The organism is Propionivibrio sp. (assembly GCF_016790145.1).
Lineage (GTDB): Bacteria > Pseudomonadota > Gammaproteobacteria > Burkholderiales > Rhodocyclaceae > Propionivibrio.
Genome location: NZ_JAEUOI010000078.1, coordinates 1 through 9,730 on the forward strand (window position 1 = coordinate 1; position 9,730 = coordinate 9,730).

General features: G+C 59.3%; 13 protein-coding genes. All 13 read right to left on the bottom strand.

Annotated elements, in window-relative coordinates:
- Nucleotides 1-114 precede the first annotated feature (114 nt).
- Nucleotides 115-603, bottom strand: coding sequence for a hypothetical protein (locus tag JNM42_RS06815; RefSeq protein ID WP_294267930.1), 489 nt, complete (start codon nt 601-603; stop codon nt 115-117).
- A gap of 80 nt (nt 604-683) precedes the next feature.
- Nucleotides 684-1,328: a cation transporter gene (locus JNM42_RS06820; protein ID WP_294267931.1), complete on the bottom strand. Its 645-nt coding sequence runs from the start codon at nt 1,326-1,328 to the stop codon at nt 684-686.
- 197 nt (nt 1,329-1,525) lie between these two features.
- Nucleotides 1,526-1,813, bottom strand: coding sequence for a TfoX/Sxy family protein (locus JNM42_RS06825; protein ID WP_294267932.1), 288 nt, complete (start codon nt 1,811-1,813; stop codon nt 1,526-1,528).
- 102 nt (nt 1,814-1,915) lie between these two features.
- The gene (locus JNM42_RS06830) at nt 1,916-2,347 is read right to left on the bottom strand and encodes a cupin domain-containing protein (protein WP_294267933.1); all 432 of its coding nucleotides are present in this window, start codon (nt 2,345-2,347) and stop codon (nt 1,916-1,918) included.
- Between the two features lie 94 nt (nt 2,348-2,441).
- A complete protein-coding gene (locus JNM42_RS06835; protein WP_294267934.1) occupies nt 2,442-2,759 on the bottom strand; it encodes a helix-turn-helix transcriptional regulator in 318 nt (105 codons plus the stop codon).
- Nucleotides 2,752-3,105 (bottom strand): type II toxin-antitoxin system RelE/ParE family toxin, encoded by a 354-nt coding sequence (locus JNM42_RS06840; protein WP_294267935.1) that lies wholly within the window; start codon nt 3,103-3,105, stop codon nt 2,752-2,754. The genes JNM42_RS06835 and JNM42_RS06840 overlap by 8 nt, the downstream gene beginning before the upstream one ends.
- A 233-nt stretch (nt 3,106-3,338) precedes the next feature.
- Nucleotides 3,339-3,908 (bottom strand): hypothetical protein, encoded by a 570-nt coding sequence (locus tag JNM42_RS06845; protein WP_294267936.1) that lies wholly within the window; start codon nt 3,906-3,908, stop codon nt 3,339-3,341.
- 194 nt (nt 3,909-4,102) lie between these two features.
- Nucleotides 4,103-4,387: a hypothetical protein gene (locus tag JNM42_RS06850; RefSeq protein WP_294267942.1), complete on the bottom strand. Its 285-nt coding sequence runs from the start codon at nt 4,385-4,387 to the stop codon at nt 4,103-4,105.
- Nucleotides 4,388-4,521: 134 nt separating this feature from the next.
- On the bottom strand, nt 4,522-5,253 hold the full coding sequence (locus JNM42_RS06855) for a peptidase (RefSeq protein ID WP_294267937.1): 732 nt from the start codon (nt 5,251-5,253) through the stop codon (nt 4,522-4,524).
- Nucleotides 5,254-5,610: 357 nt separating this feature from the next.
- Nucleotides 5,611-7,134 (bottom strand): leucyl aminopeptidase family protein, encoded by a 1,524-nt coding sequence (locus tag JNM42_RS06860; RefSeq protein WP_294267941.1) that lies wholly within the window; start codon nt 7,132-7,134, stop codon nt 5,611-5,613.
- Nucleotides 7,135-7,315: 181 nt separating this feature from the next.
- On the bottom strand, nt 7,316-7,615 hold the full coding sequence (locus tag JNM42_RS06865) for a hypothetical protein (RefSeq protein WP_294267938.1): 300 nt from the start codon (nt 7,613-7,615) through the stop codon (nt 7,316-7,318).
- A 229-nt stretch (nt 7,616-7,844) separates the two neighbouring features.
- Nucleotides 7,845-9,461: an IS66 family transposase gene (locus JNM42_RS06870; protein ID WP_294267939.1), complete on the bottom strand. Its 1,617-nt coding sequence runs from the start codon at nt 9,459-9,461 to the stop codon at nt 7,845-7,847.
- A gap of 29 nt (nt 9,462-9,490) precedes the next feature.
- Nucleotides 9,491-9,730, bottom strand: a 240-nt coding sequence (gene tnpB, locus JNM42_RS06875; RefSeq protein WP_294267940.1) for an IS66 family insertion sequence element accessory protein TnpB, incomplete at its 5' end; no start/stop codon positions are given.

Sequence of the window (9,730 nt, forward strand, 5' to 3'; positions counted from 1 at the left end):
TTGGATGTAATGCCTATATCGTAGGCCCTGATCCCCGGACCTTCTCCCGCAGGGCGAAGGGTGCAAACCCCCTTTCACTGTGGGAGAGGGAGAGGGTGGGTTGAGGGCCTCGTTTTAACGCAGGATATCCTCGATGGCATCAACCACCATGCCGGTGCCGACAGCGATGATCAGAATATCGCCGGCAATCTGGACATAGCGGTAATCAGGCGGCGGTACAGGCAGGCGAATGAGCAGTTCCCTGGGTAACGCGTAGTACTTGATATCCCTGGCGAGTGGATGGCCCTTTTGCCATTTTTTCGCTTGCCCCGGTGCTTGGCAGCCATTGTGCTTTTTTGCCAGACCCGGCGGGCAATTACCCTTGCGTGCCTGGGACCCGTAGTACTCGCTGATAATGCGGCGATCATCGCTGCTGAAGCTGATCACGAGCGCGCCAGCGTGCCGATTGTCGTCACGATCCAGGTCGCTGCGCTCCTTCCCTTCCTTGTTCTTGCCGCCGCCCGCCCAACTGGGCTTGTCGGCCGATACGCCACCCGCCATCAAGGCAAGGGCGATGCCCATTGCGATGAGGCGAAGCGATGATTTCGTTGAGTTTCCCGTCATGATGGCTCCTGTATGTTTTGAGACTGCCGGTGTGTCAAGACTACGATGCCCAAGGTCGAATACAGGGGCGCTGCGTTGTTTTATCGCGCAGCGCCCCCTGGGATGTGTTGCTGGCTTGCCGCTGCAAGCTCGGCCCGTGCCGACGCAATGACCCGGATTGCAGAACGCATCAAGAGCAGCACCAGGCAGGATGCCACCACAATGTCCGGCCAACCTCTGCCGGTGAGCCAGACCGTACCGGCAGCGACAAAGACCGACAGATTCGAGGCAATGTCGTTGCGCGAACACTCCCACACCGAACTCATATTGACGTCTTCATGCCGATGGCGCCAGAGGAGGAAGAGGCAAAGAGAATTCGCAGCAAGGCCGAGAAGGCTGAAGATACCCATCACCTCGAAAGTGGGGACAGAAGGTGCGAGCAGCTTCGACACAATCTGAACGGCAACGCCACAAGCGGCAAGGAAAATCAGCCCGCCCTTGAACAAGGCCACTCTGGCCTTGGCCGCATGGCCTCTTGACACTGCATAAATGCTCAGGCCATAGGTCAATGCGTCACCAAGATTGTCGAGGCTGTCGGAGAGCAGAGCGGAAGAGCTTGCATAAAGGGCGGCGACAACAATGACGAAGAACATTGCGGCGTTGATAACGAGAACGAGCCTGAGGGTTCCTCGCTGCTTCTCGCGCAACGCATTCAGAGAACATCCGCTGTCACAACAAGCGCTCATGGCGTGACCCCCAGATTGAAAACGCTATTGTGACAAAAAAAAGGGCTGACCGCCCGTAACGCAGAGCAAGCTAAAGTTCAGGGAAGCACCGATCAAGTCTCGAACCGTCATTCCGGCGGAAGCCGGAATCTGACCGCAGGGAATGCAGAGCCACAAAAGCCAGGGCACTGGACACCGGCTTCCGCCAATGTGACGGATTATTCGGCGTTGCCGTGGCCATTTTTCTCATACACCTCGACAGCAAGCAAGAGGCTGGTGCGATGAAGCCGCGCAACTTCCTGCCATGACTCGCCGCTCAGCGCCGATTCAAGCGCCCAAAGTAAATTGAGGCTCACCTTGCGGTTGGCTCTTTTGGCCATCACATAGGCGGGTACCGAACCGAGAGCACGAAGCTGCGCGATTGAACCAACGCCCGCGCGGGTAAGCATTTCCTGCGATTTGGGACCAAGATTCCTGAGGTCTGCGATGGATTTCGGCTCAGCCATAATCAGGCGATTCGAGATTGACGAAGCTTCCACCCAACCGGCGGGCCGCGCCGATGCTTGCCAGGTTGAAGAGACGTGTCGACCCGTCCGGTCGGCGCCGGGTCAGGCCGAACCGGGGGCAGACGGTACCAGGCCGTAACGGTTCATGACGGCAACAAGTTGCGCTTTATCCAGCGGGCCTGCCGCGTTCATCACCGCAGCGACGTCTTTGAAGTACTGCGCCCCAATGTCCGGAGACAGTATGATCAGCGCCCGGGCGGGGCAATCAAACGGATTGGAGAATGCGTGCACGGTGCCTCGTGGCGTATGCATGCTCTGCCCAGGCCCGAGGTCTCGCGTATCGGGGCCGACGCTATAGCGAAGCATTCCCTCGAGGACGTACACCAGCTCCTCGTTGTTGGAATGACTATGGGGGGGTGGAACATTCGACGCCGGCGGTACGGTGAGTTCAAACATGCCCATGCTCGCGCTCTGCGAACCGTCGATGAGGTAGCGGATGCCCAGTTGTCCGACCTTGATTTCAATTGTGCTCATAGTGTGTTGGCCTGGTTGGTGGTTGGTGGAAATTGTGCCGTCCAACGTAGCGCTCAGCGGAGCGCCGCTTTGCGCTGCACCGCCGCGTTGTGCGTCATGCGGCCTTCTGCCGCACAAGCTTCACTTGAAGCTCACAACCAACAGCTTGCGCATACCGTTTGAGCGTTGCGAGCGACGGGGCATGCTTTCCAGCAGACTCGAGCCGCGAAACCGCGCTTTTGGTTGTTCCCATCCGTTCCGCAACGGCGTCTTGCGTCAGGCCCGCACGGGACCGAGCCTTGAGCATTTGGCCGGCAACCTGGTACTCAAGGGCAAGGGCGTCATAGGCTTCGGCAAACCCCTTGCGGGTTGCTGCCTTGGCAAGGAATTCTTTGTGCGAATGGTGTACGGGCTTGAATTTCAGTTCAGCCATTTGAAACCTCCTTCATGCGCCTGCGCGCCAACTTCAGTTCTCGGTCGGGTGTTTCCTGAGACTTCTTGATGAAAGCGTGCAGGACGACAACCCGTTTGCCAACGAGAAAGCAGTAGAACGCTCTACCAAGCCCGGAACGCCCGCGCGGCCGGAGCTCAAACAGGCCGTCTCCGAAAGCCCGCGAGTGCGGAAGCCTGAGACTCGGTCCATGTTCAATAAGCAGTTCGGCCAAGCGTGCGTAGTCGGCGAGGACGTCCACGGGCCACGATTCAATGTCGTGTAGCCTCGCGCGTGGGAGTACTCGATCTCGAAGGACATGGTCGGATGTTAGCAAATACGCGAACACGAATCAATGCGCGCTACCCTCACAAGTCGTAGGGGACGGGCAGTAATAGGGGGCGACCACGGTTATCTCTGAGTACGTTGATTTTGACTCGAAAACCCGTGGTCTGTCCCCCTATTGTCCCTTTGATTTTGTACCTAAACGGATGTAACCGGAATACGAAAGCAGACGTTCAACGCTGGAGGTAATGGGTACGTAACAGGCTTGCCGATAGAGCGTTCCACTTGACCGAAAGACTATGCGTATGTTGTACCAGTACTATATTCAAAATATTTACTACTGAATACCCAGGCAGCAACTAGCCCCACCAATATCAATAGAATTGTATCCGGCTCGGGGATATGAAACTGACCATGGATAAAGGAGTCTGGGGTCTGGTGGATGCTATAAAGGTTGATATCCACATAATCCGCACCAACGCTCCATGTGAGTCCACCGAGATTGGTATCAAGGACAAGAGCAAACGGAACAATCTGGCCTGGCAGGAAATTGAGGTCGCTCAATCGAAGTACAACGCCGTTTTGCCACCCGTTCAGGCTCATGAAATCAATATCGAATGAGAGGTTGTCGACATCCAGTTTGAAGGCGCTACTGTACTGTTTTTGATCCGAATTGCCATTAACCACCTGGAATGGCGCGTCAAGGCCATAGCAACATACGCGGCCAACTCCATAGAAGGGGTCGAAAATAGTCCGGACTACAGCAGCATCAATCGAATCGCCTGCCAGACCAACGGGGGCTGCATTTGCGTTGAGGCCCCATAACGCAACCCACATGGAAACAACCAATCCTAATAATTTTTTCATTCAAACTCTCCCTAGTTTACCTTCAAAATCAGTCAACCTCGTAAAAGCAAGGCAGCTCAAAAAATTGATATTCAACGGACCCACCGGTCGGTTTTGTAATTATGTAATTATAAACGGACACGATAACGTTGATGTTCTGATTAGAGCTAAAAGGAGCTAAAAGAAAGGAGCTAAAGGGTCAGCATCCAATGGCACTACCTTAGCGCATCGTCATGATATTTCTGCTGTTGTTTGAGCAGTTCGGCTTTAAGGATGTGGCGTGGCTTAGTGAGGAGTGAGCGCGGCTTGGGTCGTCGCTTGACGGCGCGAGGTTCGACCCGGTCAGGCCGATGCGGCAGTCGTAGTCGTGCAATGCCGGCGAGAAGATAGACGCGACGTAGAGTCAGTCGTCCGCGTGGTGCATGCCGCAGATTTTCCTCGAAGGCGCGGACCAACTGCAGGGTCGCCTTTGGTCCAAAGGGGTCAGTGACATTTCCCATTTTGCAGCGTGCCATTGGGGGGAGGCATTTAACCTTAATGAAATTTGGAATTGACCCCAATGGCACTCTACTTCACGTTACGGTTCGGGGCAGGACTGATTACTGGCGGGGATGAGGCGAAACAATAACCCTCCCTAATCCAAAGTCATAAACGGCGGGTCGGTAATCTGCTGAAGGGATTCGTTAATTAGCCGCCCCCAATCTGCCGACAGCTGCGTGAAATATGCATCATTTTCCATGATACGGCGTCGGATGATAGGCTCGGAGCGATCTGCCGGGACAACGATCAGGTCAAACGGGAGTCCAACCGAAAGGTTCGAGCGCATTGTGGAGTCAAAGGAAAGCAATCCGACCTTTACGGCCTCATTGAGCGTTGAATCCCATTGGAGCGCGCGGTCGAGGATGGGTTTGCCATATTTGAGTTCGCCGATCTGGGCGAATGGGCTGTCCGGCTGGCACTCGATGAAATTGCCTTCGGAGTAAACCAGGTAGAGCATGAGCGGCCCTTCGCCGACCCGACCGCCGAGCAGGAGCGACACTTCGGCGTTGATACCTGTGCCATGAAGCGTGCGGGCAATGTCTCGCCGTGCATTGGCCAAGGCTTCCCCAACGAGCTGGGCGACGCGAAACATGGTGGGCATCGTCGCTACGGTGCGTATTGATGTATCTTCGCTTTGTGGGTCGAGTCCTTCGGCAAGCATCGAAAGCATCGCCTGCGTGACAGAAAGACTGCCGGCAGATGCACAGATGATCAGCCGATCCGCATCGTCGGCCAGAATGTGCAGCTTGTTATAGGTCGAGATATTGTCGATCCCCGCATTGGTGCGGGTATCGGAGATGATCACCAGCCCGGCCTTGGGCCGCATTCCTATGCAATATGTCATTTTTCCGGTTTACCTTTGTCAGTCCAAGATGATGTGATGAAAGACTATGCCTGCGACTAACTCATCGCAACCCGAACTCCGACATCGAGTTCCTTAATCCCTCCGCCACGCCGTTTAACAGAAAGCGGCGTCGAGTCTCCGGCGTCAAGCCCGACCGCAACCGCGGCAGTGCGAGTTTTTGGTGTTCGCCCGGCTTCGACGCTGACCGCGCGATTGACAACAGAGTTTAACGCGATGTCACATTCCAAACTTGCAGTACCGGCCCCTCAAGGTATTCATGAAGCCCGGTCGCGATAATCTGTTCGATTGCTGCGCTGCCGAATACGGTGTGGGGGCGGCTCAACGTGTCGGTTTGAAGTCCACAGCGAGCTGCGCGAGCAGGCGTGCACCGAAACCGGTGCAGCCCAACGGGTGCCAGGTGCGGCCTTCTTCGTTCTGGGAGGGACCGGCGATGTCGATGTGCGCCCACGGTGTTTCACCGGCGAAGTGCGACAAGAACAGCGACGAGGCAATCACGTCGGGCGTGTCGGGCGACGCGAGGTTGGGCAGGTCGGCGACGCTCGAGCGGTCGAACTTGCGGCGGTACGGCTGCCATAGCGGCATCTGCCAGACCGGCTCGTCGGTCGCGTCGGCCGCCAACTTGACCTGCTCGACAACGCCCTGGTCGGTGCCGAGCACAGCGGCCATGTCGGGGCCGAGTGCTCTGACGGCCGATCCGGTGAGCGTTGCGATGTCGACCACTGCGTCACAGTCGGACTCGTCGGCCAGCACGAGAGCGTCGGCCATGACCAGGCGGCCCTCGGCGTCGGTGTCGACCACCTCGACGGTGGTGCCGTTACGGGCGGTGTACACGTCGCCCAACCCGATCGCCGTACCCGAGGGCATGTTGTCGGTGCACATCAGCCAGCCGGTGACCTCGGTGGTGCAGCCCAGCTCGCCGAGGGCGGTGAACGCCGCGATGACCGTCGCGGCGCCCGACATGTCGTTCTTCATCTGCGCGTGCACACGGTTCGAGGGCTTGATCGAGATGCCACCGGAGTCGTACATGATCCCCTTGCCGACCATGCCGAGCCGCCCGGTCACCGATCCCTGCGGTCGGTAGGACAACTTCACCATGCGTGGCGGTTCGGCGCTGCCTCTGGTGACCGCCATGAGCCCACCGAGGCGCAACTGTGCGATCGCATCTTCGTCGAACACCTCGACACCGAAGCCGAACTGCGCACCGAGGCCGACACACAGCTCGGCGAACGTGGAGGCGGTCAGGTGGCTGTGCGGCGTGTTCGCCAGATCACGGGCCAACGTCGTGGCGCGCACCATCGCTGTCCCTCGCGCCACCCCGGCGTCATCGCCACCGACTACCACCAGCCGGTCGACCGTCGTGGAGCCCGACCCTCGGCCGATCGCATCATTGCGGTGCAACGCCTCGTAACGGTAGCGGGCCAACACGACGCCCTCGATCGCAGCAGCAGTCGCGTCAGTCACCGACACCTGGGTGCCCTCGGGCAACCGCAGAGCCAACGAACCCTGCCCACGCGCCACCGACGCGAACGCCGCCGCAGCGTCACGCCAACCCGCAACGCTGAGCGCAGCGGCGTCGCCGATGCCGACGAGCACCACGACCTGACCTGCCGCCGCTGGCATGACCAACACCGAGCCGACCGTCGCGTCGAAGCCGGCCAACGCGAGCGCCGCCCGGTCGGACCCGGCCTCGGACGGGGGCTCACCGCTGGTACCGACGGGTACGCCGAGCACGGTGGCGTCAGGCGCGGCCGCGGCCACGGTCACCATCGCAGTTGCGGCGAGCGACGGGATCGGGGAGAACTCTTCAGACGAAGGCATGACGGGCTCTTTCAATTCAACCATTTTCACCGAAGTATCCCTACACCTTTCGCCCATTGTCAACCGAAATTCCCCGCCAGATTTTCCGCCAGGTTCGTCCGATCTATCCTGAAATTCGTCTCTGTTACCCTGAAAACGCACCTCGCCTTTCGTTTTCAGGGTAACAGACACGAACGCCCCCGTCGGGCAGCATCAGAAGCTTGCCTTACCACGCGATCCGCTGATCGAACTCGAACTCCGGAATCGGCTGCGCAAGCAGTGCATCGTCGCTCTGCCTTGCCGTCGCCTCCCACAGCGGAGAGCCTCTCGCCGGAGCGATGCGAGGCGGGTCGACCGGTTCACCCCGATGGGTGAGGATCGCCCGGATCGCTTCGCCTTCGTCGACGGGGTGGCCTCGGGCCATGAAGGCGAAGATCTTCATCGTGCCGCCGCATTTCGGGCAGATGAGGGGGAACACTTCGTCCCACAGGGATTTCCGTTGGTCATAAATGCGCGCCAGCAGCATCGCCCACACAAACCTTGCCGCCCGGCGGATTGGCGTTTTCTCCGTTACGGCCTCGGCTTTGTCTTTGTTATTTCTGGCGATTCCGGCGCTGCGCGGCTTTATCGCGCAGCGTCCGTGTGGACTGCCGGGTTGGGCGTCGCTGGTAAAACCGAAGGCGCCAATCGTGCGTGCTCATTCGCCATGCGGCAGGTTCAGGTTAGCGTAACCGGTGCCTGATCGGCGCCCTTGACTACGTGGAAATTGCGAAGAGGTCGGAGCGCAGCGGATTGGCGGCGAAGCGTTGCTTCCACTGCCGTGGGGTGAGTTGGGCCACGTCGGCGGCCGGGTGCTGGCCAACCCGCTGGAGCACATCGACCAAATAGGTATAGAGATCGATATCATGGAGCCGGCAGGTGGCGATCAGGCTCTGCGCGATGCCCACGTACTTGGCGCCGACCTCGGTCCAGCAAAAAAGCCAGTTGCGGCGACCCATCGGCACCACGCGCAAGGCGCGCTCCAAGTGGTTGGTATCGATCTGAACGTCCGGGTCGGACAGATACACCTCAAGGGCGGCCCGGCGCTCCCGCACATAAGCCATGGCGCTGGTAAATGGCGAACTGGGCAGCAAGCCCTGGGCCTCAAACTGGACATCAATCCAGGCAAAGAACTGGTGGACCACCGGCCGCGCCTGCGCAAGCCGGTAGGCGCGGCACGCCTCGCCGACGAGTTTGGCCTCGCGGATCTGTTTCTCCACACCGTAGAGCGTGCCGATCATGTCCAGCGCCTGGGCCGCCCGCTCGGGCTCGACCGACTGCGCATCGAAGAACTTCCGCCTTGAATGTGACCAGCATTGAGCGTGCGTGAGCCCGCATTTTTCAGCGTAGCGTTCGTAGGCGGCATAGCCATCGGTGAGCAGCACCGCCCCCTCGGGCGGCGGGCCGGTACCCAGGGTCTGCTCGATGAACTTGCCACTGCGGCCGGCGTGATAGACGAAGCAGATTTCATCAAGCTCGCCATAGACCGGCCAGAAATAGCCGCTCTTCATCTTGCCCGGACCGGCACGGCCGGCTTTGATCGGGGTCTCGTCCATCGCCTTGACCCGGCTCGTGCGGATCGAGTCGAGCTGGGCGGTAAAGACCGGTTCGAGCAGGGACAGGGCGGCGTGGGTCAGTTGCGTGAGCCACGGGCGCGAGACCTTGATGCCGTTATCCACAAGGCGCTGGTGCTGGCGGTAGAGCGGCTGGTGGTAGCAGAACTTGTCGGTGACGAGCCCGACGACAAAGCTCACGTCGGCGCGGCTGCCCTCGATCACCCCGATGGGTGCGGGCGGGCAGGAGATGATGTCGGTGTCGCGGCGCTTGATCACCGGGCGCACGTACTTGAGAATGACGTAGCTGCCCGGGCGCTGGGCGAGACGATGGCTGATCTTCTCGCCAATGACCTCGTACTGGTCTGCGCTGAGCCCTGCGGCGTCGGGGTTGGGCACGGCAATCGTCTCGACCGGCACGCGCGTTTCGTCGAAGAACAGCGCCGAGGCGTCCGCCTTGGCGTAATCGGTGGTCTGGGGCCGGCGGTGGTGGGCGGCGACCTCTTTGCCCGGAAGGGGTGGCGAGGATTCGGGTACCGGCAGATCAGCCAGATTCATTTGGTGGGGATTGGCCTCAAGCCAACGCTTCTCGCTCTTCTGACCAAAAATCTGCCGACGAAACCAGTCGAGCTGGTGGTTGAGCGTCTGAACTTCGCGCTTTATCGCCTCCAGCTGGCGGCCCAGAACCAAGTGCTCGCCAACCAATTCGACGACTTGCTCAGCCGTCCATCGGGCGGCTTCTTCGGGTGTCGGAATGGCGGTCAGGGGCATCGAATGCATAGCTCGTATTTTACCAGGAAACCCAGCATTCATGCGGGTTTGCAGTCATATTTAGGCAGCGTAAAGCGCTTTTTGAAGCGCGCTGGCTCGATCCCTTCGAGCATCAGTTTCAACCCCGTCCAGTCCATCTCGCGGCTGGCTACTTTCGACCAGTCAGATACGAAACGACCCGATTCGAGCCGTTTGGCCCAGATGCAAAAGCCACTTCGATCCCAGTACAAGACCTTCATTTGGGTCGCGCGCCGGTTGATGAATACAAACAGGTGCCC

What these genes read in the sequence shown, in the direction of transcription:
- JNM42_RS06815 (WP_294267930.1), bottom strand. Translation starts at nt 603, where the DNA reads ATGACGGGAAACTCAACGAAATCATCGCTTCGCCTCATCGCAATGGGC.
- JNM42_RS06820 (WP_294267931.1), bottom strand. Translation starts at nt 1,328, where the DNA reads ATGAGCGCTTGTTGTGACAGCGGATGTTCTCTGAATGCGTTGCGCGAG.
- JNM42_RS06825 (WP_294267932.1), bottom strand. Translation starts at nt 1,813, where the DNA reads ATGGCTGAGCCGAAATCCATCGCAGACCTCAGGAATCTTGGTCCCAAA.
- JNM42_RS06830 (WP_294267933.1), bottom strand. Translation starts at nt 2,347, where the DNA reads ATGAGCACAATTGAAATCAAGGTCGGACAACTGGGCATCCGCTACCTC.
- JNM42_RS06835 (WP_294267934.1), bottom strand. Translation starts at nt 2,759, where the DNA reads ATGGCTGAACTGAAATTCAAGCCCGTACACCATTCGCACAAAGAATTC.
- JNM42_RS06845 (WP_294267936.1), bottom strand. Translation starts at nt 3,908, where the DNA reads ATGAAAAAATTATTAGGATTGGTTGTTTCCATGTGGGTTGCGTTATGG.
- JNM42_RS06850 (WP_294267942.1), bottom strand. Translation starts at nt 4,387, where the DNA reads ATGGGAAATGTCACTGACCCCTTTGGACCAAAGGCGACCCTGCAGTTG.
- JNM42_RS06855 (WP_294267937.1), bottom strand. Translation starts at nt 5,253, where the DNA reads ATGCGGCCCAAGGCCGGGCTGGTGATCATCTCCGATACCCGCACCAAT.
- JNM42_RS06860 (WP_294267941.1), bottom strand. Translation starts at nt 7,134, where the DNA reads ATGGTTGAATTGAAAGAGCCCGTCATGCCTTCGTCTGAAGAGTTCTCC.
- JNM42_RS06865 (WP_294267938.1), bottom strand. Translation starts at nt 7,615, where the DNA reads ATGCTGCTGGCGCGCATTTATGACCAACGGAAATCCCTGTGGGACGAA.
- JNM42_RS06870 (WP_294267939.1), bottom strand. Translation starts at nt 9,461, where the DNA reads ATGCATTCGATGCCCCTGACCGCCATTCCGACACCCGAAGAAGCCGCC.